We start from the raw sequence: 23,686 nt of genomic DNA on the forward strand, positions 1-23,686 counted from the left end.
GTTTGTTCCAGATCAATGCCGATAAGGCGCACGAGCATAACCTCCAACTGAAACAGACACGTGATGGAGGTTTCCATGTTTCGTCTTGCAGCAGTTCTATGGGTTCTGGTTTCAACGGCTTTGGCTGGCGCGATCGTGACAGCGCTCTTGAGCCTGAACATGTTCGAGGGGACGAAGATTGCAGGCGGTGCACTCATTGGTGCCATCGTGGCGCTGCCGATTGCGTGGTTGCTCGGTAAAAAGCTCTACAACACGCTGAACGGAAGACCGGTCTAAAGCATTGCCCGGTGCCCTAAGCGGGCATCTGACAGGCTTGGCAGGATTCCAGCCCCGCGCCAGCCGCGCTTGGCATATTCCGCCTGTTCATTGGGGAAAGTGTCATGTCAGCATCGGCGGTCGGAAGCCGTTTACGATCCTTCTTTCTTGCGGCTATCGCCTTGTCAGCTTTGGCGGGTTGCACCGAGCATAAAGGGCCGGTGCTGGGCAATGCGCGCTATGAGCCCTGGATCCCGATCTTTCCCGACACAGGCTCCATGAACGCGCAGCGCTTTGGTGATGAGACCTATCCAGAGTTCTGGCGTGAGCCGGAGCCTGTGATACCCGAGCAGGATATCAAGACCTCGACCAAGCTCAAGACTGCGTTGTTCGGCTATCCGGTCAAGCAGGAAGAAGGGCTTGTGAGCCGTTATGCCGCCATGCTGGACGATGGACGGGCGGTCAATGCTATTCCTGCCGGGCGGGTGGACGCGCGTTTTTTTCGCCAGACCGTTGATTATCCAACGAATGAGAAGCCCGGCACGCTGGTCATCGATCGCGCGCGGAATTTTCTCTATCTGGTGGAGCCAGGTGGCAAGGCATTGCGCTACGGTGTGGGGCTCGGTCGGCAGGGTGTTTCCTGGAGCGGGCGCGGCGTTATCAAGTTCAAACGCAAATGGCCGCATTGGACGCCATCCGACAATATGGTGGACAATGATCCGGCGTTGAAAACCTTCTCGGCTGCCCGTGGCGGCCTTGTGGCCGGCACATACAATCCGCTTGGTGCGCGAGCGCTTTATATCTATCGCGACGGCAAGGACACGCTCTATCGTGTTCACGGCACGCCGGACTGGCAGTCCGTTGGAAAGAAGACCTCGTCGGGCTGTGTGCGCATGTTCAATCAGGATGTGATCGATCTTTATGATCGCGTGCGCGACGGCGCTGAAATTGTGGTGCTCTGAAGCACGGCATTCAGGAACGTTTTCACAGATGAAACGTTAGGTGGACGTCTCGAAGAGGAGTTTGCCATGACATTTCGCTATCGCCGATGGTCAATGCCCGTCATTGTTCTTTCTGATGAAGGTGTCGAATACTACATTCAGTCGCCCGAAGAGGCGCTGGAGCACATGCAGCGCGGCTGGACATTCAGGCCGGGCTCGCAATATCAGAAGGCCCGCCGGGCTCTGCTTTCAGCGATGCACGGCCAGATCGGTGCAGAAGAGGCGCGGGAAGCCTTTCTGGCCGCTGCCATCGAAGCCGGGAGAATTGTGATGTATCCTGCCTATGTCGACCGGCTGACTGCCGTCAGCGCTTGATCCATGCAGGCTCTACGCCGCGGCGTTGCTATCGTCCGCGGCGTTTTCAAGCGATTGGCGAAGTCGGATGAGCTCGTCGCGGAGTTCTCCGGCTTCCTCTGCAGTGCAGCCGGTTGCGGAATAAATGGCAGGGGCCACAAATTTTTCTGCCTCGCTCTGCAGGGCTTTCCCTTTTTCCGTCAGTGCAACGATGACTTTGCGTTCATCGTCCTCATCCCGCGACCGGCTGACGAGCTTTTGTTTTTCCAACCGTTTCAGCAGCGGGGAGAGCGTCCCCGAATCCAGGTGCAGGCGAGCCCCGAGCGATTTGACCGGCTGGCGATCGTCTTCCCATAAGGTCAACAACACGAGATATTGCGGGTAGGTGAGCTCAAGCCGGCTGAGCAACGGCTTATAAGCACGCGAAAAGGCATGCGAGGCCGAATAAATGGCAAAGCAAAGATGCTTGTCGAGGCTGAGCATAGGTAAACTCCTTCAATGACCCGCATGATAGACGATCGTGAAGAATTTTGCAAAATTATATTGTGCGCAAACTAATTGCGCGCTATATAGACAATGAACCAAACACCCACCACCAAGGAGAAAATCAATGTCCGTTCTTTACACTGCAAATGCGAAGGCTTTCGGTGGCCGTGCCGGTACCGCGAAATCCGATGACGGCAATCTGGAAGTGACGCTGACCATGCCCAAGGCACTCGGCGGCGATGGTGCACCCGGCACCAATCCCGAGCAGCTTTTTGCGGCCGGTTATGCGGCTTGCTTTCTCAGCGCGTTGAAATTCATTGCCGGGCAGGCGAAGGTGAAGCTGCCGGAAGATACGACCGTTTCAGCCAAGGTTGGCATTGGTCCGCGCGACGGCGGTTTTGAAATTCATCCGGAAATCTCTGTGTCTATCCCGGGGCTGGATCGCGAAGTGGGAGAAGATCTCGTTGCCAAGGCGCATCAGGTTTGCCCCTACAGCCATGCCCTGCGCACGACCAAGGAAGTTTCCGCGGTTCTCGCCTGAGGCATCGACAGTCTTCAGCGTTTCCTTAGAAAGGGGCAGTCTCCGGCTGCTCCTTTTTCTTTTCAGGTCTTGGCATCAGGCAATCGCGCGCAGGCCGGTTCGCAATATCTCGGCCATGTTGTCGGGCAGCTCGGCCTCCAGCTTTTCATGTTCTTCGATCCAGATCGGTAGCGCCTTTGAAAGAAGTGCCTTGCCGTCCTCTGTCAGGTGAAGCCGCCGGCTGCGTCGGTCTTTCTCGTCAGGTTTGATCGCCACAAGCCCATTCTTTTCCAAGGGCTTCAGTGCCGCCGTCAGTGTTGTGCGATCCATGGCCAGCAATTCGGCGACAGGCGCAATTGTTGGAGCCTCGGGGCGGTTTAGCGCCATCAGCAGGGAAAACTGCCCGTTATTGATGTTCAAGTGCCGGAAGGCGTTGTCGAACCGTCGTGCCAGCGCGCGTGCTGCACGCTGCGCATGGAGGCACAGGCAGTGGTCTTTGACGTGAAGCGTATCCGAATATTGAATTTTCGACTCGTTTGACATGAATCCCAATATATGTTGATATCAACTATATAGTCAAAACTGATTATGTGTCTTACGGGAGGAAGATATGGAAGGCGAGGGGAATTTCATCTGGTACGAGTTGATGACCGCCGACCCCGAAGCCGCCGGTGCTTTCTACGAGGCGGTTGTCGGCTGGACGTTGAGGCGCTCTGACAACACCACTGCCGGTGGTGAACCTTACTATCTCTTCAATATTCCCGGCTTCGAAATGCCGGCTGCCGGTATGATGAAGCTGACGCCGGAGATGATGTCCGGCGGTGCAAGGCCGGCCTGGATGGGCTATGTCTTCGTTGCCGATGTGGATGCAAAAGCTCAGGCCTTTGCGGACGCTGGCGGTTCGGTTCACATGCCGCCGACTGATGTTCCGCAAATCGGGCGTTTTGCCGTCGTTGCCGATCCTCATGGCGCGATCATCTACATTTTCCAGCCCAACATGCCTGATGGTCCGATGCCTGACATGCCGCAGCCCGGATCACCGGGAACCGTCGGCTGGAACGAGCTTTATGCGGGCGACGAGAAGGAGGCGACAGCCTTCTACACCAAGCTCTTCGGCTGGAAGACGTCTCAGGGCATGGATATGGGGCCGATGGGCACTTATCAGCTCTTTGCCAATGAAGAACGGGACATCGGCGGGATCATGACCAAGATGCCTGAGATGCCGGCCCCATTCTGGAACTTCTATTTTGTTGTGGACGCGCTGGATGCGGCCATCGACGAAGCCAAAGAGCGCGGCGCAACGGTTATCAACGGACCCATGGAAGTGCCTGGTGGCGCATGGGCCGTTTCCGCCATGGACCCGCAGGGTGCCGTCTTTTCACTCACCGCCGCAAAGCGCTGATCGTCTTTATCGGCGCAGGCTTCCCAATATGCCGCGCACGATCGCGCGACCGAGCGAGCTTGCAACGGAACGCGCTGCCGACTTCATGGCAGCCTCCAACACCGTCTGCCGCCCGGAACTGCGTGAGGATGTACGCCGCGTGGAGGTGCGGCGATCATCGTCGTCAGGCTCATCGCCAAAGCCGGGCAGGGTCCAGCGGGTTTCTTTCTCCTGCTCTTCAAGTTCGCGTTTTTCTTCGGCTTTCTGGCGCTCTTCCAGCTCCTTGGCTTTCTGGTTGAGGATTTCATAGGCCGATTGGCGATCGACATCCTCGTCGTAAATGCCGGCAACCGGGCTGAGTGCCAGAAGCTTCTGCCGTTCGCTGTCGGTGATCGGGCCGATGCGGGACGAGGGCGGGCGCATGAGTGTGCGTTCCACGACGGAGGGAATGCCCTTGCCTTCCAGCGTGGAGACAAGTGCTTCGCCGGTGCCGAGATTGGTAATCGTTTCTGCGGCGCTGAAGTCTGGATTGGGGCGGAACGTATCTGCGGCGGTGCGAACGGCCTTCTGCTCGCGCGGCGTATAGGCGCGCAGCGCATGCTGCACGCGATTGCCGAGCTGGGAAAGAACCGTTTCGGGTACATCCATCGGGTTCTGCGTGACGAAGAAGACACCGACGCCCTTGGAACGGATGAGGCGGACGACCTGTTCAACCCGCTCGACCAAGACGCGCGGCGCATCATTGAAGAGAAGGTGCGCTTCGTCGAAGAAGAACACGAGGCGCGGCTTTTCCGGGTCACCCACTTCGGGGAGCTCTTCGAAGAGCTCCGACAGGAGCCAGAGAAGGAAGGTGCCATAAAGGCGCGGGTTCATCATCAGCTTGTCGGCGGCCAGAACGGAAATCGCCCCGCGCCCATCGTTGGTGGTGCGCATCAGGTCGGAAATCTTCAGTGCCGGTTCGCCGAAAAATTGTTCCGCGCCCTGCTGCTCCAGCACCAGAAGATCGCGCTGAATGGCGGCAATGGAGGCGCTGGAAATGAGACCGAACTGCTTGGAAAGCTCCGAAGCGTTCTGCGCCATGTAATTCAGCATGGCTCTGAGGTCTTTGAGGTCCAGAAGCGGCAGGCCGCCTTCATCGGCGATCTTGAAGGCGATGTTGATGACGCCTTCCTGCGCATCGGTCGCATCCATCAGACGGGCGAGCAGAAGCGGTCCCATTTCGGTGATCGTGGTGCGCACGCGGTGACCCTTTTCACCAAAGAGGTCCCAGAAGATGACCGGAAATTCCTGGAAATCGTAATCGTCAAAGCCGATCGTCTTGGCCCGCTTTTCCAGAAAGTCCTTATATTCGCCCATCGCCGCGATGCCTGAGAGGTCGCCTTTGACATCGGCGCAGAACACCGGAACGCCGGCATTGGAGAAGCTTTCAGCGAGGATCTGCAGGCTGATGGTCTTGCCGGTTCCGGTTGCGCCTGTGATCAATCCGTGGCGGTTGCCGAATTTGAGTTCGAGATATTCCGGCTTGTTGATCGTGTCGTCCGGTTTGCGGCTGGTCCCAAGATAGAGTTTTCCATCGCTCAGCATGTTCATTGAGACTGCCCCCTCAAACTTTGATGTTTTCAGCGCCACGATCTTGCGCCGCTTCACTGAATCGTCTTCTCTTTGTTATACGGTCGGTTGCGGAAGGCGGCAACAACGCTTCTGTGCAGGCAGGAGCGTGTTTGTGTCGGCGTTTCAAATCACTTGAGTTTGGTTTTTGCATGTATTACGTTGACGTTCACGTCAATCAACGCGAGCGGGAGAGAAGACCCCATGAATGAACTGGTTTCCAAGGTTGCTGATAATGTCGGCATTGCGCCCGATGTGGCCGAAAAGGCTGTGGGCATGATGCTTGCCTTTCTACAGAAGGAGGGGGATGACGAAGCGGTTTCAGCAATGATTTCGTCTATTCCCGGAGCAGAAGAGCTTGTCGCTCAGCATTCCGGCGGTGGCGGCGGGTTCCTCAGCGGCCTGATGGGCGGTGGCGTGATGGCTCTTGGCCAGCAGCTGATGAGCCTTGGCCTTGGCATGGGCGAGATTACCGGTCTTGCACGCGAGACGATTGCTGTTGCCAAGCAATATGCCGGCGAAGACGTCGTCGACCAGGTGGTTGCATCCGTTCCCGGTCTCAGCCAGTTCGTTTAAGCGATCCGCATAAAATGCATTTATCCAAGGCCTGCCGGTTCCGGCGGGCCTATTTTTTGACCCCAACGACAAAGAGGCGGGGGAACTTCAGAAGCACGGAGCCGTCTTTCAATGGTCGGTATGCGTCTGCCACCCGTGCCGTATAATCGGCGATATAGGCGGGTCGGTCGGCCTCGTCGAGACGGTTGAGCCAGGGGCGAAGTCCTGTTCCCTTGACCCACTCGACAATTGCCTCGGCATTGGCGAGACGGTGATAATAAATCGTATGCCAGATATTGATCTTGTCGCTCTGCGGTGACAATGCCTCCATATAGGCCTCTGGCGGCGGCAGTGTGGCGCGCTTCACATCACCCTTTGAGAACCTGTCCTTCCAGGGGCCGGCAAGCGCGGTTTCTTCCATCAGGCGATGGGTTGGCTCCGTCAGGTTATCGGGCATCTGGATGGCCAGAACGCCGCCTGATCTGAGTTTTGTCATCAGATTTGAAATGAGGCTCAAATGATCGGGGAGCCACTGGAAAACCGCGTTCGAAAACAGAAGGTCAACGGGCTCTTCTGGCACCCAGCTTGTGAGGTCGGCTTTGAAAAAGGGAATGTGGGGCAGGCGCTTGCGTGCCGCTGCCAGCATGTCCTCATCCATATCCATGCCGGAAATCTGGGCACCGGGAAATCTTGCGTCCAGCAATTCGGTGGAGTTGCCGGGGCCACAGCCGAGGTCATAGACCGTTTCGGCCTGCGAAAGCGGAATTTGCGCCAGGAGATCGCGCGCGGGCCTCGTGCGTTCGTCTTCAAAGCGGAGATATTGGCTTGCGGACCATTCCATCATTGTGCTCCTCGGGCGTCGATATTGGACCATTGAGCGCTGCTTTTGTCGAGTGACATTACGGCGAAGAATAAGCCTCCATGAAGGCTGTATCCGCCCAAAAGGCATTATTCTATGGAAAAAGTCCTCGTTGAATTTGCGATTGCGCGCGCACGTGCTTTCGTGCAGTCAGTCTTTCGAGACCGAGCAAAAAAGGAGACGGCCATGTTGCCACGGGTTGACCTCATCAGAACGGGTGAGCTTGATTGGTTGCTGTTGAATTCACCGGACTTCATTTCGGCTTCGATCCGCAAGGACGGCTCATGGGGCGCTCTTGAAGGCCTGTTGGGAAAGGCATTCGTCAACGGTCGCAAAAACTGTGTGGTTATTGACGCAGGTGCCAATATCGGTGGTTTCACCCTGCCTGTTGCCAAGGCGCTGAGTGCTGCGGGGGGCAAGATATTTTCCTTCGAGCCGCAGCGGATTGCCTTTCAGCAGCTCTGTGCAAACGCGTTTTTGAACCGGCTGGACAATGTCTATTCCTACAATTTCGCGCTCGGCAATGCGTGCAAGACCATATCCATTCCGGAGCTGGATTTCAGCAGAAGCCAGAACATTGGCGGCTTTTCCATTGACGAAACCATCCGCAAGAATATGCGCGAGGAAGCAGAGCGCGGCCGCAACTTTTTCAATTATGAAACCGAGGCGCAGGCGCTGATCGAGGTCGAACAGAGAACGCTGGACAGTTTCAAAATCGGTGAAAACATCGCCTTCATGAAAATTGATGTAGAGGGCAACGAATTGGAGGTGTTTCAAGGCGCGGTCGAAACCATCGCGCGAAACTACTTCCCGCCCATTCTCTTCGAGGTCTGGCACGGAATGGAGTGGTTTGGAGAAAAGGCGAAGAAGACGACCGACTTCATCGGCCAGCTTGGCTACAAACTCGAGACATTTGGCGACGATATTCTGGCCCAGCACCCCAGACACCCGTTTCGCTGCGATATTCAGCGCGACGGCGACCGCATCGGCTTTGCGATCCGCTCAAACTGATGCGCAGAGGAAATCGCTTCTATTCAAGACCGTTCAATGTCGGAAGGATCATTGAGGGGCCGAGATCGGAATATTCGTCGGGCAGGCCGTTGCGGTTGATCCACACCGTGCGGAAGCCGAATTTTGTGGCGCCCGCCACATCCCAACGGTTTGACGACTGGAAAGAGACCGCGTCAGGATAGAGACGGTAGTTCGTGGTCACCAGGTCGTAGGTTTCCGGAGAGGTTTTGAACGTTTTCAACGCATCAACGGAGAATATGTCGTCCACAATCGTTTCGAGGGCAGAGTTCTTGACCGCCGATTGCAGCATCGCGGGCGAGCCGTTGGACAGGATGGCGATCTTTGCGCCGCCAGCCTTCAGGTTGCGAAGCACCATGGGAACTTCCGCATAACAGTCCAGCTTCCAATAGCTTTCAAGCAGCCGCTCACGAAGGGCGGGGTTTACATCGGGAAAACGGCGAAACGCATAATCGAGAGCCTGTTCCGTGAGCTGCCAGAAATCCTGATACGCACCCATCAGGGAACGCGTCCAGGAATATTCAAGTTGTTTCGCACGCCAAAGGTCCGAGAAAAGCTGCCCCTGTGGTCCGACATCGCCCGCATGGCGCCGCACGGCCGCGTGGACATCGAACAGGGTGCCGTAAGCATCGAAAACATAAGCTGCGTAGGACATCTAAAAAGCTTCCCGTTTCAAGGCGTTCGTCTGCGCCTTCTTCTTGTTTTTTGTGCGGCGCACAATGCCGCACCGGTTTCCCAAGGTCAATATGACAGCGACGCGCTTTTTGCGCCGATATTGCCTTGACCTTCCTTGCCCCTGCGGATTGACTGCGCCGCGCAAGGGAGAAGCAAGACATGGCACATGACAAAAAGCAAACGGCGCAAACATGGAATTTCATAGATGGTGAATGGCTGACGGGAAATCCGCCGGTTGCCGGGCCTTCGACCCATGCCATGTGGCTCGGCTCTTCGGTATTCGACGGCGCACGCTGGTTTGACGGATTGACGCCGGATCTCAACCTGCATTGTCAACGCGTCAATCGCTCCGCCGAGGCGATGGGAATGAAGCCCACCAAAACGCCTGAAGAGATCATGGAACTGGCGCTCGAGGGGATCGGCAAATTCAGCAATCCGGGTGCGCTCTATATCAAGCCGATGTATTGGGCAGAAGAGGGCGGTCTGGGTCTGGTACCCGTCGATGCTGATTCGACGCGGTTTGCGCTCGTTCTTTTTGAGGCTGCCATGCCGGAAAAGGATGCACCGGGCGTGACGCTGACGGTGTCGCCGTACCGTCGTCCAACGATTGAATCCATGCCAACGAACGCGAAAGCGGGCTGCCTTTATCCCAACAACAGCCGGATCATGCTGGAGGCGCGCTCGCGCGGATTTGCGAATGCTCTGGTGCGCGATATGCTCGGCAACGTTGCCGAGACCGGCTCTACGAACATTTTCATGGTCAAGGATGGCGTCGCCTTTACGCCCGCACCAAATCACACGTTTCTGGCTGGCATTACCCGCAACCGCGTCGCCGGATTGTTGCGCGCCGACGGTATTGAAGTGCGGGAGGAGACGCTGACCGTGGACGATTTCATGGCCGCTGATGAGGTGTTCATGACGGGGAACTATTCCAAGGTTCAACCCGTTTCCAAGCTCGATGAGCGCGAGTTTGAAAAGGGTGCTGTCACAAAGAAGGCATATGAACTCTATATGGATTGGGCTCTGAGCAACCGTTGATGGCGCAGGCCGCGCCATTGGTATAATTGGGAAAATTATGTCTGCGACCCGTTGCCAGCCCAGCAGGCGGCACCTATGTTCAGTTTGACGTACTATTCCCCACGAGGATACGAAAAGGAGAGAACACAATGGCTTTTGAACTTCCTGCATTGCCCTATGATTATGATGCGCTTGCGCCTTACATGTCGCGCGAGACGCTCGAATTTCACCATGACAAGCACCACAATGCCTATGTGACGACCGGCAACAAGCTGGCCGAAGAAGCGGGCATGAGTGACCTGTCTCTCGAGGAAATCGTCAAGAAGTCGCATGGCACGCATGCCGGTCTCTTCAACAATGCTGCCCAGCACTACAACCACGTTCACTTCTGGAACTGGATGAAGAAGGGCGGCGGCGGAACCTCGCTTCCTTCCAAGCTGCAGGCCGCTTTCGATTCTGATCTCGGCGGTTACGACAAGTTCAAGGCTGATTTTGTCAATGCCGGCATGACGCAGTTCGGTTCTGGCTGGGCATGGGTTGCTGTCAAGAACGGCAAGCTCGAAATCATGAAGACACCGAATGGTGAAAACCCGCTCGTACACGGTGCGTCTCCAATCCTGGGCGTCGACGTATGGGAACATTCCTACTACATCGATTATCGCAACCTGCGCCCGAAATATCTGGAAGCATTTGTCGATAACCTCATCAACTGGGACTATGTTCTGGAAATGTATGAGGCTGCTGCCTGATCGGTTGCCGCAAAGGCTTTTGAAGAAACAGGCGCTTCGTTTTTCGGAGCGCCTTTTTTGTCGCGAATCTGCCTTGTTTTCTTTGAAGATTTGCCCGGTCGCCATCCGGTCTTCACGGGAATGTTATTTTGAAAATTCCGGGGACTGTTTACGCTCCTGTGTGGTGGTGAAAACTGTCGTCCAATCCAAGTTCAAAAGGAGGTATTCATGAAATTGAGGCTCGCAGTGACAGCGTTGGCGCTGACGGCTTTCGGCTTTTCGGCCTTTGCAAACGAAACGTCTGAAATGCGTGAAAAGCTGATGAAGCAGGCCGGCGGTGCAATGGGAACGATCGGCGCGATGGCCAAGGGCGAAAAGCCGTTTGACCAGGACGCGGTCAAGACGGCGCTCGAAGCCATTGCTGAAACCGGACACAAATTCCCGGACTATTTCGGCGAGGGCACAGAGAATCTCGGCGATGAAGCAAGCCCGGCCATCTGGGAAAACATGGATGACTTCAAGGCAAGATCGGCAAAGCTTGCAGCCGACGCTGAAGCCCAGCTCGCTCAGCTTCCCGCTGACGCAGCAGGTCTCGGCGCTGTGATGGGTGCGATTGGACCCAATTGCAGCGGCTGTCATGAGAAATACCGCCTGAAAAAGCAGTAAATGCTGCGGTTGCGCTTTCCGCTCTAGCGCTTAACCTTGATAGGCCGCGCCATATGTCGTGGCGGGGCCTTTCATGCGAAGGGACAGGATAGACGCAGGTCAATAAAGACCGCATTCCCAAATCATATCGCGAGGAGTATTCCCATGGGCCGCTTTGGACGCGCATTGACAACGCTGGTAGTGATCGGAGCTGTTGGTGCTGGCGCATATTTGTATCTGACGCGGCCACAACCGTACACGGAGAGCGATTTCGCAGAGGCAGGCGAGCCGGATATCAAGAATGGCGAGATGATGTTCTGGGCCGGTGGGTGCGTGAGCTGTCATGCGTCTCCCGATGCGGAAGGGGATGCGCAACTGGTATTGTCCGGCGGGCTGGCGCTGAAGAGTCCCTTTGGAACCTTTTATCCGCCCAATATTTCGCCTGATCCCGATGCGGGGATCGGCAACTGGACATTGGCCGAATTCGCCTCAGCGATGAAGCGCGGCGTCGGACGCAATGGAGAGCACCTTTATCCCTCCTTGCCCTATACGTCCTATGTTCATATGTCTGACGCCGACATTCGCGATCTCTTTGCCTATATGAAGACCTTGCCGAAAAGCAGCAATGTCACCGCAGAACACGATCTGCCGTTTCCTTTCAACATCCGCCTTGCGTTGGGCGGCTGGAAATTCCTGTATTTCAACGACAATCCGCGTGTTGTGCTTTCGGATGCCAGCGAAGCGGTCAAACGCGGACAATATCTGGTCGAGGGGCCGGGACATTGCGGCGAATGTCATACGCCGCGCGATTTCCTGGGCGGCTGGAAGACTTCCGAGTGGCTGGCCGGCGCGCCCAATCCTGAAGGCGAGGGCGTGGTGCCGAACATCACGCCTGGAGGCGCAGAGGTCGGTGACTGGAGCGCCAAGGACATCGCCTACTATCTGGAAAGCGGCTTCACGCCCGATTTCGATTCCGTCGGTGGTTCGATGGTGGAGGTGCAGCGCAACATGGCGCACCTCACCGCAGAGGACCGTGAAGCGATCGCAGCCTATCTCAAAGCCATTCCGGCGCATTAGAGTGCCATTCGGCCTGATTGAATCAGGTCGGCACTCTAACCGTTTATTTGTAAAGCATAATCTTATCGATCCTCGTTTCACTCCGGTCGGATTATACTCGGAGTGGATTTGCCCGAAGCTTGGAGTCGATCTTCGGGCAATACGTGCTTTCGGCGATCACAGTGCTGCGTTGAATCGCATACCGGTGACAGGGCGGGCCTTGAAGCCGTGGCCCTCATAGAACTTGTAGGCCGCGAAGTTGCCTGTTGCCGCGCTGACGGACACATGAGCGCAGCCGGAGGCTGAGGCGAAGGCTTTCACTTTTGCCAGCAGATGGCGGCCGACGCCCGCCCCGCGATGTTGGGGCATCACATAGAGCTGGTGCAGGTCTATGCCGCGTTCGCCCTCTGTTGCGCGATAAACGGGATAGATGAGCGCATAACCGACGATTTCACCGGCCGTTTCGGCGACAAATGCCGTTGCCCACGGCATTTCGCCGAAAAGGTCGTTTTCGAGGCGTGCAGGATTGTTTGTGGCAGTATCGCCGTGATGCGCTGCGAGCGCGTTGATCAGTGCGTTGAGGGATTCGATGTCATGCCTGCGCGCCTTGCGCACAACCAGACGCACCGGCGCGGAAACGGGCACTGCGATGGTGAGTGCATTGTCGGGGTTCAACATTGGCTTCTTCCTTCTCCTTTGGAGCCTTCGGGAAGAGCCTGAAACAACAAAGCCGCCCCGAAGGCGGCTTTTGTCGATATGATCTATCGAAGGCCGCCCGTTACCGGTAGGCCCAAAAATAAACAGCAGTCATGTGCGTGTCCTTGATCATGAAAATCGCATTACGCCCAACCATAAAACCTGTCAAGCGGCTTTCTGCGCCTGTTGAAGCAGAAACAGGCGCAAGGGTTCGCGCACCGTGGTCAGCAGCCCCTTATAGGCCAGCTGCTCTGTCGTCATGTCGGCGAGCAAATCGGCCATGCTTTGAAACAGCTTTGCAGCATCGGGTTGCTGAGCAATCGCGGTTATCGGGTCTGCATAAACGCGGATGGTGAAGAGGATGTCGCCGGATCGGGGGAGGCGGCGCAATGTCTGGCGCTCCACGCGGACGAAGTTCTTCATGGCCTCGGCAGAGGCTGTCGCCGGGTCATCGTCGATATGTTTCGAGATCGGCTGGGGCAGGTTGCCATTGCCCTTGATCGACCAGTTGAGCCGGGTCACCATGCGGTCGGCGGCCAGCTTGTCGAACATGCGGTTGATCAGTTCGGCATTGCGGGTGCCGCCCTCAAAGCCAGGAACCTGCGCGTGAATGCCTTCCATCGCCTGACCAAACTTTTCCTGCACAGACCAGGACGAGGGAAAGGCAACGAAACCGGCGCTGAAATGCCATCCATCCGGCTTGCGCCGCATGATGACAAGATCGTCCTGGATCAGTAGACCGGCGCGGATAAGCGCGGGCATTGCGCCATCTTTGAGATCGACTGTTCGCCCGGCCATGTGCATCGCATCGCCACTGCGCTGATACTGACCGCCATGAAATCTCGGCAGATATTCCGACAGCAGGGAGAGAACCTCCTGTTGTGCATCCTCAGTGCCGGCTTCAGCCTGAAATGCGCCGTCGTGGTCGGCTTCCAAAATCTGTCGTTTCAGGTCGAGATAAAGACCGAGCTGGTCATCGGGTTCGATCCATTTTTCAAAATCGAGCTGGCTCAATCCGATGGTGAACGGCTTGGCTGATCCGTCATAGGGCGTATAGGCGATTTTTGTCGGCACGTCTTAATGCTCGCTTTCGCAAAGGGCATGATCGCTCAGCGCATGAAGCACGTTGCAATCGCGTACAGTCTCCGAGTCGTGAGGCTGTGTAATCCGCAGAAGTTCCTGTTCGAGTCGTTTCAGCTTTTCAATGCGAAACCGGATGTCGTCAAGCCGGCGCTCGGCGATCTCGTCGGCGGCGGCGCATGGCGCATCCGGGTCGGCTTGAAGGGAGAGCAGTTCGTGGACGGCGTCGACTGAAAATCCAAGCTCGCGCGCATGACGAATGAAGGTCAGCCGGTCGAGGTGAGCCTGCACGTAGCGACGCTGGTTTCCTTCGGTGCGCTCCGGCTCCGGCATAAGCCCGGTTTCTTCGTAGTAACGGATCGTCGGCACCTTGACGCCGGATTGCTCCGAAAGTCTCCCAATCGTCATCATTTTTGAAAGTAACCTCTTGAACCTCTAGCGACTAGAGGAAGTAGGGTGTCACCAATGACGCAAAAAAACAAGGAGAATCATATGAGTGCGGGATGCGGACATAGTCATGATTTTGATGGCGCTTCTCGGGATTACAAGAGACGGCTGATTGCGGTGATCGTTATCAACGCGGCCATGTTCGCCGTCGAAATGACGGCTGGCGAGGCGGCTGGATCACAAGCGTTGAAGGCCGATGCATTGGACTTCTTCGCCGATGCGCTGACCTACGGGATTTCGCTTGCCGTGATTGGTGCCAGTTTGAAACTGCGCGCCACGGCAGCGGCGGCGAAGGGGCTCAGCCTCTTGCTGATGGGGCTGTGGGTTGCGGGTTCAACCATCTACCAGTTCTTTGGGCCGGGTCTGCCGGAGGCGCCGGTTATGGGCGTCGTCGGTCTGATGGCGCTGTCGGCCAATATTGCCAGTGTGGTCATCCTCATGCGCTACAAGGATGGAGACGCCAACGTGCGTTCCGTGTGGCTTTGCTCCCGTAACGATGCGATCGGCAATATTGCCGTCATGGGCGCTTCTGCCGCCGTATGGCTGACGGCGACGCCATGGTCGGACCTGGCTGTTGCCGCTGTCATGGCCGGGCTGTTTTTGAGTTCTTCGGCGCAGATCCTGTGGCAATCCCTGAGGGAGTGGCGTCAGGGTGAGCCGGGCAAGCACCATGAAGAGCATCATGATCACGCCCACGGGCACACACACTGATTGCGCATCACGTGCCGCAAAATGTTCGCGGCACTTCCTCATGCGGCAAGGGTGCGGCCTGATAGCGCTCAAACTCCGGCCGGTCCGAATAAGGGTCGGCCAGAGCGGCATGCAGTGCCCCGAACAGTGAGAAATCGCCATCATCCTCGGCTGCACGAATGGCTTCTTCAATGCGGTGGTTGCGCGGTATGATGGCGGGGTTGGTATTTCGCATCTGTTCAGCGCGAACTGTGGGCTCGATGCTGTCTTCGGCGGTGCGGTCGCGCCAATCGTTCAGCCAGCTTTGGGCCTTCTGAGGATCGGCGAATTCGCTGCGGAATGCCGCATCCGCTGCGTCGGATTGCGCGACAGTGTAGAGCGCGCGGAACGTGCGCGTGAAGTCTGCCTGTCCTTCCTCCATCATGGAAAGGAGCGATTGGATGAGCGTGAGGTCGCTCTCCCTGGCCTCGCCAAGTCCGAGCTTCGCACGCATGACGGTCATCCATTCGTCCTGGAAGATTTCGCCGTAACCGGTGATCGCTGTATTGGCGGCGGCAACGGCTGCTTCCTGATCCTCGTTGATCAGCGGCAGCAATGCTTCTGCCAGACGCGCAAGATTCCATTGGCCGATGGCGGGCTGGTTTGCATAGGCATAGCGTCCGTTGCGGTCGATGGAGGAAAAGACTTTCCTGGCGCTGTAAACGTCCAGAAAGGCGCAGGGGCCGAAATCGATCGTCTCGCCGGAGATCGCCATATTGTCGGTGTTCATGACACCGTGGATGAAGCCGATGCCCATCCACTTGGCAATCAGCGCCGCCTGACGGCGAATAACGGCCTGCAGCAGACCAAGATAGGGATGTTCACGCCCTTCAAGCTCCGGATAATGGCGGGCAATGGCGTGATCGGCGAGCGCCTTGACGGCTTCGACATCTTGGCGCGCTGCAAAATACTGAAAGGTGCCGACGCGGATGTGGCTTGTTGCCACGCGCGTCACCACTGCGCCGGGCAGGGCGGTCTCGCGGTAGACGGCGTCGCCGGTCGCCACAGCTGCCAGTGACCGGGTTGTCGGTACGCCCAGAGCATGCATGGCCTCGGACACGATATATTCACGCATCACAGGCCCGAGTGCTGCCCGCCCGTCGCCGTTTCTGGAAAACAGGGTGGGGCCAGATCCTTTCAGCTGAATGTCGTATCGTCTGCCTTGGGGACTGACGACCTCGCCCAAGAGCATGGCGCGCCCATCACCCAGTTGCGGATTGAACTGGCCGAACTGATGGCCGGCATAGACCATCGCGATATTGGCCGCCCCTTCAGGCGATGTGCTCCCGGAAAAGATTGCCGCACCATTCTGTTCCAGCCAGGAAACATCAAGGCCAAGGTCTTCGGCTAGCTGACTGTTGAAGGCGAACATAAAGGGTTCGGACGCGCCAGCCGGTCTTGCCGGCGCAAAAAGCCGCTCTGGCAGGCGTGTATAGGAATTGTCGAATGCGAATGCAGGCATGAGAGGGGGCCCTTTCTTGCCTGAAAGGTAGGGACGATGGCCTGTAGGCGCAAGCGTTTCGCCTTGCCTTTGCTAGGGCGTTTCGCATTGCGGCTGCAAAATACTAGGGATTCGATGTGCGTGATTGTCTGCCGCTGCGCATCTTTTCGAAGTAAGCTGGCAGGTCGCTCTTAACCATTGGCCTTCCGAAATAGAACCCTTGAAAATTGTCGACGCCGAGATCCTTCAGGATTTCAACCTGTTCTGCCGTTTCGACACCCTCGACGATGACGGGAATGCCGAGGCGGTGGCTCAACAGAATCATTGAATCCAGGATTTTGATCGTCCGCGCGCGATTTTCCATCATGCCGATGACAAATGAGCGATCTATCTTGATTTTGTCGAAGCCGAAACGCCAGAGATAGCCAAGGCTGGAATAACCCGTGCCGAAGTCGTCGATGCTGATCGACACGCCCAGTTTGCGCAGTTGCGCAAGCTCGCGTTCGGCAGCTTCAGGCGCTTCGATAAGTTGGCTTTCCGTCACCTCCAGCACCAGTCTTGAGGCTGGCAACCCCACTTGAGCGAGTATTGTTGAGACGGTATCGACCAGAGCGTCGGTGTTGAATTGGCGGGCCGACAGATTGACTGAAACCGCAATGTCGTCAGACCACTGCTTTGCGGCCAGTGCTGCATTTCGCAAAACCCATTCACCGACTTTTTCGGCCAGGCCCATTTCTTCTACCAGCGGAATGAATTCGGCTGGCGAGATGATTTCGCCATGCGGCAGTTTCATCCGCAGGAGCGCTTCGAAGGCGATGCATTCAAGTGTCTGGGCGCTGACCAGGGGTTGGTACGTGAGGTAAAAATAGTCGTTTGCGAGCGCTCTAGTGAGTGCGTTTTCAATTTTCTTCCGACGCTGGGCCTTGGTCGCAAGTTCTGCGGAGAAATTGCGATAGGTTGAGCGACCGGATGTCTTGGCCTGGTAAAGCGCAAAATCCGCCATCTTCATGCGGTCTTCGAGGGATGGCGCATTTCCGGCTGAGAAATGGATGCCGATGCTCAGCGAGCCCGTAATATGGATACCCTGGACCATGGCCGGCTTCGTTGCCAATGTACAAAGCTTCGCCGCCATTTTCTCGGCGGCTTCTATGGTGTTGCAACGCATTGCCAGTGCGAACTCATCGCCGCCAAGCCGTCCGGCAAAGTCCTGTGGCCCGAGGCTGTTTGCGATCATATTGCCGACATGTTTGATAAACGCGTCTCCGGTGGAGTGGCTGTAGGCATCGTTTATCTGCTTGAAGTGATCGATATCGATGAAGAGAAGTGCACTTCCCGCCTCTTTGGGAATGTCGCGCCAGGCGTCGTTAAAGCCGTTTCGGTTGTAGAGGCTGGTCAATGGGTCATGGCGGGCGAGAAAATTCAGGCGCTCATGCGATACTTCCTCGCGCCGGTTGCTTCGCAACATCCGGACGAGAAAAAATGTCAGCATGGCCGTGAAAAGCAGTGTCAGGGCGATTGAGAGCTTCTGCGACTGATCTTTCAGGGTGGTGGCAAAACCGCCCTGGTCGATGAAGATTTTGCCAATTGTCGCGTCGTCGTTCTCGGAAACATTGAGTGTTCTGATGATTACCGCATAGCTGCTGGGATGCGTGCGGGCACTGACTTGATTGCCGAGTGTAATAACCTGTTCGCCCGCACGTGCCCGGGCCCATTCCTCTTTGGAAGGGGGGGCGTCGGTAGATGGGCTGACAATGCCGTTTTCATCGAATGTTGCGCTTTGCCGACCGTCGGCAGAGTAAATCGAGAAGCGAAACGTGTCGGTTTCATGCAGCAGTTCCTGCATGATCGCAAGCTGCGTCGGTGACGGTTTTCCAGACAACAACGCATCGCCGAATGCAGGCACCTGTTCTTGCAAGAGGTGAACCCAGCGTTCGGATTTCAGCCTGGCATCGGCTTCGACAGCGTGGTCGACAATCCAGAAGAAGCTGACATTGGCGCCGACCACCAACAGGATGATCGCGCCGAAAGCCGATATCGTCGAAATAAGCCGCCGCCGCAATTTAATCCCTCGCTTGTGCCGTCAGTACTTTCCTAGCTTTCTGCCGTAAAAGAAATATTACTTTTGTATTGAGCGACTTCTCCGAAGCCGATTTTCTTGACTGCGGTTAGCAAAGGATTACTCAAAGACACTTGTGCTTTATCTTACATCTTTCCTGCGATTTTGATAGCGAAAGCATATTCGAGTGCTATTTCCTCAAGCCGCTGGAAGCGGCCTGATGCGCCGCCGTGACCCGCCCCCATGTTGGTTTTGAGCAGTATTGGGGCCTTTCCGGTTGTCTTTTCCCGCAATTTGGCGACCCATTTGGCTGGCTCCCAATAGGTCACACGCGGGTCGGTCAGACCAGCAAGCGCGAGGATCGGCGGGTAGGGTTTCGCATCGACATTGTCATAGGGTGAATAGTCGGCGATGCGTGCGTAATCGGCCTGCGAGGTGATGGGGTTGCCCCATTCGGGCCATTCGGGCGGGGTCAAGGGAAGAGTGTCGTCGAGCATGGTTGTCAGCACGTCCACGAAGGGGACGGCGGCGATGAAACCGGCAAATTTTTCAGGTGCCATATTGGCGACAGCGCCCATCAGCATGCCGCCGGCTGAGCCGCCTTCGGCGACGATCTTGCCGTAGGATGTGAAGCCTTCCTTGACCAGGTGATCTGCGGAGGCGACAAAATCCTTGAATGTGTTGGTCTTGCCTTCCAGCTTGCCCGTTTCATACCAGTGATAACCCTTGTCCTTGCCGCCGCGAATGTGGGCAATGGCGTAGATGAAGCCGCGGTCAACGAGCGACAGCGCGTTGGTGGAGAAGCTGGCCGGAATGGTGACGCCGTAAGACCCATAGCCATAAAGAAGGCACGGCGCGGATCCATCGAGCGGCGTATCCTTGCGATAAAGGATGGAGACGGGAACAAGTTCACCGTCGGGTGCGGGTGCATGCAACCGGCGGGTGACATAATCATCCGGATTGTGGCCTGAGGGAACTTCCTGCGTCTTCAAAAGCGTCCGTTCGCGGGTTGCCATGTTATAGTCGAAGAGCTGGTTGGGTGTGGTCATGGAGGAATAGGAAAAGCGGATGACATCGGTGTCATATTCGGCAGCGCCGTACAGACCGAGAGAGTAGGCTTCCTCGGCAAATGCAATCGTGTGCTCTTCGCCGGAGGCGCGGTCGCGGATCATGATACGCGGCAGGCCGTCAAGGCGTTCGAGCCAGACAAGATGGCGGGCAAATGCCATGTGGGAGAGGATGAGACGGCCTTCTTGATGCGGCACGACTTCGCGCCAGTTTTCCTTTTCGGGAGCGTCGACCGGCGCGGACATGATCTTGAAATCCTTCGCGCCATCGGCATTGGTGAGGATGTAGAATATGTCGCCGCCTTCGCTCAGATCGTATTGAACCGTTGCCTCGCGCGGATGAACGATCTTCGGTTCGGCCATCAGATCGTCTGTCGGGATCAGCCGCACCTCTGTCGTATCGTGGTCGTGGATGGAAACGTAGATGAAATCGTCGAGAAGCGAGCCGCCGACACCCATGAACATACCGGTATCGGTTTCTTCATAAACGAGACGGTCCTGTGATTGCGGTTCACCCACGATGTGATGGAAAAGCTTGGACGGGCGATGGTTTTCGTCCTGTAATGTATAGAAGAAGCTCTTGCCATCGGGTGCCCAAACGCCACCGCCGGATGTCTTTTCAACAATGTCGTCGAGGTCTTCACCTGTCTCCAGATTGCGCACTTTCAGCGTGAAGAACTCGGACCCCTTGTCGTCGTATCCCCAGATTCCCCATTTGTGGTCCGACGAGTGGCTGAGACCGGCCATCCGGAAATAGTCCTTGCCTTCATTCTCTTTGTCGCCATCGAGAAGAACCGTTTTTTCGCCGCCCTCACGCGGGGTGCGGAAATAATGCGCCTGCTCGCCGCCGATGACATACATCGTGCCGTAGGCGAATGGCCCATCGGGCATGGGAACCGACGAATCGTCTTCCTTGATCCGTCCCTTCATTTCGACAAAGAGCGCCTTTTGCAGCTCTTCCGTATCGGCCATTGCAGCCTTCATATAGTCGTTTTCCGCCTCCAGATGCGCGCGCACTTCGGGGTCGAGAACAGACGTGTCGTGAAAGACGTCCTGCCAGTTGTCTACACGCAGCCAAGCATAGTCATCTGTGCGCGTAATACCGTGCCGGGTATCCAAAACCGGCTTCTTGGTGGCCACAGGTGCTTCAGGCAGGTCTTTGAAATAGGTCAAAGTCATCGTCTCCGGACAGTCATATAATGAAACTCAAGACATAGATTTGGAAAGGCGGCACCGCAAGCCGACATCCTTTCAAATTCGACTATCGTTCCATTTAAAAATATATTTCCTTTTATATATATAATATATTATATGTGAATTATAGCAGCCGCTACTTGGTTGTGCGGCTAACAGGAGGAGTGGAAATGGTGCATGTGGTGGTATTGGGTGCCGGTTTGGGCGGCACAATCATGGCGTACGAATTGAGAGACAATCTCTCTCGGCAGGACAAGGTGACCGTCATCAATCTGGGTGACAAATATTCCTTCGTACCCTCCAATCCGTGGGTTGCTGTTGGCTGGCGTGACCGGGCGGAAATTGAAATCGACTTGAAACCGGCTTTTGCAAAGCGGGACATTGTTTTGCGCCCCGAGGGAGCCGCGCGCGTGCATCCGGCGGAAAACCGGGTTGAGCTTACCACTGGTGAAAGCGTGTCTTATGATTATCTGGTCATCGCCACCGGGCCTGAACTCGCCTTCGATGAGATTGAGGGTTTTGGGCCTGAGGCCAATACGCAGTCCGTATGCCATATCGATCATGCGCTGGGTGCAAAGGGCGCTTTTGAAGCGCTGGTGAAGAATCCGGGGCCGGTTGTCGTTGGAGCCGTGCAGGGTGCGTCTTGCTTTGGACCCGCCTATGAGTTTGCCTTCATTCTGGAGAAGGCGCTGCGCGATGCGAAGGTGCGCGACAAGGTGCCGATGACCTTCGTGACATCGGAGCCCTATATCGGTCATCTCGGCCTCGACGGGGTTGGCGATACCAAGGGGCTTCTGGAAAGCGAGATGCGCGAGCATCACATCAAATGGATCACCAACGCCAAGGTCGAAAAATTCGAGCCCGGAAAGCTCTTTGTCGAAGAGGTCAATGATGATGGTTCGACAAAGAAGAAGCATGAGATTGATTTCGCGTATACGATGATGCTGCCGGCCTTCCGCGGCGTGGCCGCCGTGCGCGGGATCGAGGGTCTGACAAACCCGCGCGGTTTCGTGATCGTCGACAAGCATCAGCGCAATCCGACTTATCCCAATGTCTTTGGTATCGGTGTGGGGATTGCCATTCCGCCGACCGGGCCTACGCCGGTGCCGGTGGGTGTGCCGAAAACCGGTTTCATGATCGAATCCATGGTGACGGCAACCGCGCACAATATCGCTAACCTGGTGCGTGGCCAGAATCCCGATGCACAGGGTTCGTGGAACGCGGTCTGCCTTGCCGATTTTGGCGATGGCGGCATTGCCTTTGTGGCGCAGCCGCAGATACCGCCTCGCAACGTCAACTGGTCGTCGTCCGGCAAGTGGGTTCATCTTGCAAAAATCGGATTTGAGAAATATTTCCTGCGCAAAGTGAAGCAGGGCAAATCTGAACCGTTCTATGAAAAGCTTGCCTTGCAGGTCCTTGGCATCGATAAGCTCAAGGAGATCAAGTTTGACTGAGGTTTGCTCCCTTTAGAGCAGGTCCCCGGTCGGGGGTGCCGTGTACGAGGATGCGGCACCCTTTCGCGAAACGTACCAACGACCCGCCATCCAGGCGAATGTCAAAGGTCGTTGGCATAAGAATCTCGTCAATTTTTCCTCCCAAGGTGTATGATCTTTGCTCAGTGTGTGCTTCTTGATCACATAGAGTTGGGGGAGCGGAATATGCTGACTGTATCCAGCCTTGCCGAGGTGGAGCAGTGTTTGGCCGAAAAAGCCTGGCGTGGAAAATTCCCGCCAGCCATTGAAGCTGCCTACATGCAGCATAGTCGCAACCGACGCGCGCGGGGTTTCCGTCGTTTGTTGTTGCCTATTCTGGTAACCTATAACCTGTTTTTGATTGCCGACATCGTTATCCTGCCCGACACTTGGCATGTGGCAGCCTTGCTGCATTTTCTTGTCGTCAGCCCTGCGATGTTACTGTTTTGGCGCTTTTATGGCGGTATCAGAAGCAGCTTCTTGAGCGGTGTTGCCGAGGCCATGGTGCCGACCCTTATGTTTGCTCAGATCATGCTGATTTATATCCTCAATCCGAAGGCGGCTGACGGGCACTATCAATATTTTGCAATCGCAGTTCTCATGTTTGCGAATGTCAATATGCGACCGCGGCATATAGTTTCTCAGTGGATGACACTGTTGCTGGTCGGCAGTTTTTTTATCATCACTGCGCTGGCACCCAGTTCACTCGAAGCCAGGCTGGCCAGTCTGTCAATGATGCTTGCCACGGCCTATGTTTCACTGATGGCCAATCAGAGTTTCAATTGGGATAGCCGGCTTAATTTTCTAAGATCGCTGCAGGATCAACTTCGCTATGAAAACGTAGAAGCTGAGGCCCAGGTTGATCCGTTGACGGGCATGAAGAACCGCAGATTTCTCGATGAATTTGTCGCGAACGGTTTGACGCAAATCGCCGCGCGCTATTCCTGCAGTGGCATCATTATGGTGGATGTCGATAACTTCAAGATCTTCAACGACACTTACGGGCATCAGGCGGGCGACATCTGTCTGGCAAGCGTTGCAAGAGCCATCGCCGTTTCCGTGCGCGACGAAGCCGATCAGGTGGTTCGGTATGGGGGCGAGGAGTTTCTGGTGATCCTGCCTGGTGCCAACGAGATGGGCGCAATGAAGGTCGCCGAACGCATTCGTCGCGCAGTCATGGTGATGCAGCTGCCGCACGAGAAAAACGGTGCGCTCAATATTGTGACTGTCAGCCAAGGGGTGCGCTCAGCCTCCTTCAGCCGGGAGGGTTTCCAAGGGCTGATCGCACAGGCTGATACCGCACTCTATGAGGCCAAGTCACATGGAAAAAACTGTGTCTGTCTCTTCGACGATAAGCCGCAAGGGTCGAGTTCAGGTGCTGATCAGTCCTGATCG

General features: G+C 56.2%; 25 protein-coding genes. 14 read left to right on the forward strand and 11 right to left on the reverse strand.

Annotated elements, in window-relative coordinates; translation table 11 throughout:
• The first annotated feature begins 75 nt into the window (after window positions 1-75).
• From NHF56_RS05455 to NHF56_RS05465, 3 genes are all read left to right on the forward strand, one after another.
• Entirely contained in the window at window positions 76-276 is a 201-nt protein-coding gene (locus NHF56_RS05455; protein ID WP_252802289.1) for a hypothetical protein, read from the forward strand.
• A 104-nt stretch (window positions 277-380) separates the two neighbouring features.
• Complete coding sequence (locus NHF56_RS05460) at window positions 381-1,217, forward strand: L,D-transpeptidase (RefSeq protein WP_252802290.1); 837 nt, start codon at window positions 381-383, stop codon at window positions 1,215-1,217.
• Window positions 1,218-1,283: 66 nt separating this feature from the next.
• Window positions 1,284-1,571, forward strand: coding sequence for a DUF982 domain-containing protein (locus tag NHF56_RS05465; protein ID WP_252802292.1), 288 nt, complete (start codon window positions 1,284-1,286; stop codon window positions 1,569-1,571).
• 12 nt (window positions 1,572-1,583) lie between these two features.
• On the opposite strand, the gene NHF56_RS05470 is transcribed toward NHF56_RS05465, so the two are convergent.
• Window positions 1,584-2,033, reverse strand: a complete 450-nt coding sequence (locus NHF56_RS05470; protein ID WP_252802294.1) for a MarR family winged helix-turn-helix transcriptional regulator — start codon at window positions 2,031-2,033, stop codon at window positions 1,584-1,586.
• 127 nt (window positions 2,034-2,160) lie between these two features.
• Here NHF56_RS05470 and NHF56_RS05475 point away from each other — a divergent pair, with 127 nt between their 5' ends.
• Window positions 2,161-2,577: an organic hydroperoxide resistance protein gene (locus NHF56_RS05475; RefSeq protein WP_252802296.1), complete on the forward strand. Its 417-nt coding sequence runs from the start codon at window positions 2,161-2,163 to the stop codon at window positions 2,575-2,577.
• A gap of 75 nt (window positions 2,578-2,652) precedes the next feature.
• Here the strand turns inward: NHF56_RS05475 and NHF56_RS05480 are convergent, their stop codons facing one another.
• On the reverse strand, window positions 2,653-3,099 hold the full coding sequence (locus NHF56_RS05480) for a MarR family winged helix-turn-helix transcriptional regulator (protein ID WP_252802298.1): 447 nt from the start codon (window positions 3,097-3,099) through the stop codon (window positions 2,653-2,655).
• Between the two features lie 67 nt (window positions 3,100-3,166).
• Here NHF56_RS05480 and NHF56_RS05485 point away from each other — a divergent pair, with 67 nt between their 5' ends.
• On the forward strand, window positions 3,167-3,958 hold the full coding sequence (locus NHF56_RS05485) for a VOC family protein (RefSeq protein ID WP_252802300.1): 792 nt from the start codon (window positions 3,167-3,169) through the stop codon (window positions 3,956-3,958).
• 6 nt (window positions 3,959-3,964) lie between these two features.
• Here the strand turns inward: NHF56_RS05485 and NHF56_RS05490 are convergent, their stop codons facing one another.
• Window positions 3,965-5,521 carry a helicase HerA-like C-terminal domain-containing protein gene (locus NHF56_RS05490; protein ID WP_252804861.1) on the reverse strand — a complete coding sequence of 519 codons (1,557 nt, stop codon included), beginning with the start codon at window positions 5,519-5,521 and terminating at the stop codon, window positions 3,965-3,967.
• Between the two features lie 228 nt (window positions 5,522-5,749).
• Here NHF56_RS05490 and NHF56_RS05495 point away from each other — a divergent pair, with 228 nt between their 5' ends.
• Window positions 5,750-6,121, forward strand: coding sequence for a hypothetical protein (locus tag NHF56_RS05495; RefSeq protein WP_252802302.1), 372 nt, complete (start codon window positions 5,750-5,752; stop codon window positions 6,119-6,121).
• Between the two features lie 49 nt (window positions 6,122-6,170).
• On the opposite strand, the gene tam is transcribed toward NHF56_RS05495, so the two are convergent.
• A complete protein-coding gene (tam, locus tag NHF56_RS05500) occupies window positions 6,171-6,941 on the reverse strand; it encodes a trans-aconitate 2-methyltransferase (protein WP_252804863.1) in 771 nt (256 codons plus the stop codon).
• Window positions 6,942-7,145: 204 nt separating this feature from the next.
• Here tam and NHF56_RS05505 point away from each other — a divergent pair, with 204 nt between their 5' ends.
• Window positions 7,146-7,970 (forward strand): FkbM family methyltransferase, encoded by an 825-nt coding sequence (locus tag NHF56_RS05505; RefSeq protein WP_252802304.1) that lies wholly within the window; start codon window positions 7,146-7,148, stop codon window positions 7,968-7,970.
• Window positions 7,971-7,989: 19 nt separating this feature from the next.
• On the opposite strand, the gene NHF56_RS05510 is transcribed toward NHF56_RS05505, so the two are convergent.
• Window positions 7,990-8,643 carry a haloacid dehalogenase type II gene (locus NHF56_RS05510; RefSeq protein WP_252802306.1) on the reverse strand — a complete coding sequence of 218 codons (654 nt, stop codon included), beginning with the start codon at window positions 8,641-8,643 and terminating at the stop codon, window positions 7,990-7,992.
• A 179-nt stretch (window positions 8,644-8,822) separates the two neighbouring features.
• Here NHF56_RS05510 and NHF56_RS05515 point away from each other — a divergent pair, with 179 nt between their 5' ends.
• From NHF56_RS05515 to NHF56_RS05530, 4 genes are all read left to right on the forward strand, one after another.
• Window positions 8,823-9,701, forward strand: coding sequence for a branched-chain amino acid aminotransferase (locus tag NHF56_RS05515; protein ID WP_252802308.1), 879 nt, complete (start codon window positions 8,823-8,825; stop codon window positions 9,699-9,701).
• Window positions 9,702-9,829: 128 nt separating this feature from the next.
• Window positions 9,830-10,429, forward strand: coding sequence for a superoxide dismutase (locus tag NHF56_RS05520; protein WP_252802310.1), 600 nt, complete (start codon window positions 9,830-9,832; stop codon window positions 10,427-10,429).
• Window positions 10,430-10,636: 207 nt separating this feature from the next.
• The gene (locus tag NHF56_RS05525; protein WP_252802312.1) at window positions 10,637-11,074 is read left to right on the forward strand and encodes a cytochrome c; all 438 of its coding nucleotides are present in this window, start codon (window positions 10,637-10,639) and stop codon (window positions 11,072-11,074) included.
• A gap of 144 nt (window positions 11,075-11,218) precedes the next feature.
• Window positions 11,219-12,130 carry a cytochrome c gene (locus NHF56_RS05530; RefSeq protein ID WP_252802314.1) on the forward strand — a complete coding sequence of 304 codons (912 nt, stop codon included), beginning with the start codon at window positions 11,219-11,221 and terminating at the stop codon, window positions 12,128-12,130.
• Window positions 12,131-12,286: 156 nt separating this feature from the next.
• Here NHF56_RS05530 and NHF56_RS05535 read toward each other — a convergent pair whose 3' ends face one another.
• The 3 genes from NHF56_RS05535 to NHF56_RS05545 all read right to left on the reverse strand — a co-directional run bounded on the left by NHF56_RS05535 (window position 12,287) and on the right by NHF56_RS05545 (window position 14,296).
• Window positions 12,287-12,787: a GNAT family N-acetyltransferase gene (locus tag NHF56_RS05535; RefSeq protein ID WP_252802316.1), complete on the reverse strand. Its 501-nt coding sequence runs from the start codon at window positions 12,785-12,787 to the stop codon at window positions 12,287-12,289.
• A gap of 183 nt (window positions 12,788-12,970) precedes the next feature.
• Window positions 12,971-13,879, reverse strand: coding sequence for a heme-dependent oxidative N-demethylase subunit alpha family protein (locus tag NHF56_RS05540; RefSeq protein ID WP_252802319.1), 909 nt, complete (start codon window positions 13,877-13,879; stop codon window positions 12,971-12,973).
• A 3-nt stretch (window positions 13,880-13,882) separates the two neighbouring features.
• Window positions 13,883-14,296, reverse strand: a complete 414-nt coding sequence (locus tag NHF56_RS05545; protein WP_252802321.1) for a helix-turn-helix domain-containing protein — start codon at window positions 14,294-14,296, stop codon at window positions 13,883-13,885.
• Window positions 14,297-14,377: 81 nt separating this feature from the next.
• Between NHF56_RS05545 and NHF56_RS05550 the strand changes: the two genes are divergently transcribed.
• Complete coding sequence (locus NHF56_RS05550) at window positions 14,378-15,043, forward strand: cation transporter (RefSeq protein ID WP_252802323.1); 666 nt, start codon at window positions 14,378-14,380, stop codon at window positions 15,041-15,043.
• A gap of 7 nt (window positions 15,044-15,050) precedes the next feature.
• Here the strand turns inward: NHF56_RS05550 and NHF56_RS05555 are convergent, their stop codons facing one another.
• From NHF56_RS05555 to NHF56_RS05565, 3 genes are all read right to left on the reverse strand, one after another.
• Window positions 15,051-16,523 carry a YdiU family protein gene (locus NHF56_RS05555; RefSeq protein WP_252802326.1) on the reverse strand — a complete coding sequence of 491 codons (1,473 nt, stop codon included), beginning with the start codon at window positions 16,521-16,523 and terminating at the stop codon, window positions 15,051-15,053.
• 103 nt (window positions 16,524-16,626) lie between these two features.
• The gene (locus NHF56_RS05560; protein WP_252802328.1) at window positions 16,627-18,561 is read right to left on the reverse strand and encodes a bifunctional diguanylate cyclase/phosphodiesterase; all 1,935 of its coding nucleotides are present in this window, start codon (window positions 18,559-18,561) and stop codon (window positions 16,627-16,629) included.
• A gap of 143 nt (window positions 18,562-18,704) precedes the next feature.
• Window positions 18,705-20,798, reverse strand: coding sequence for a S9 family peptidase (locus tag NHF56_RS05565; protein WP_252804865.1), 2,094 nt, complete (start codon window positions 20,796-20,798; stop codon window positions 18,705-18,707).
• A 191-nt stretch (window positions 20,799-20,989) separates the two neighbouring features.
• Here NHF56_RS05565 and NHF56_RS05570 point away from each other — a divergent pair, with 191 nt between their 5' ends.
• Together NHF56_RS05570 and NHF56_RS05575 are read left to right on the forward strand one after the other, a co-directional pair.
• Window positions 20,990-22,273, forward strand: a complete 1,284-nt coding sequence (locus tag NHF56_RS05570) for an NAD(P)/FAD-dependent oxidoreductase (protein WP_252802330.1) — start codon at window positions 20,990-20,992, stop codon at window positions 22,271-22,273.
• Between the two features lie 204 nt (window positions 22,274-22,477).
• Window positions 22,478-23,683: a diguanylate cyclase gene (locus NHF56_RS05575; RefSeq protein WP_252802332.1), complete on the forward strand. Its 1,206-nt coding sequence runs from the start codon at window positions 22,478-22,480 to the stop codon at window positions 23,681-23,683.
• Window positions 23,684-23,686: the final 3 nt, after the last annotated feature.

It is taken from the genome of Rhizobium sp. L1K21, from assembly GCF_024055895.1.
GTDB lineage: Bacteria > Pseudomonadota > Alphaproteobacteria > Rhizobiales > Rhizobiaceae > Ensifer_A.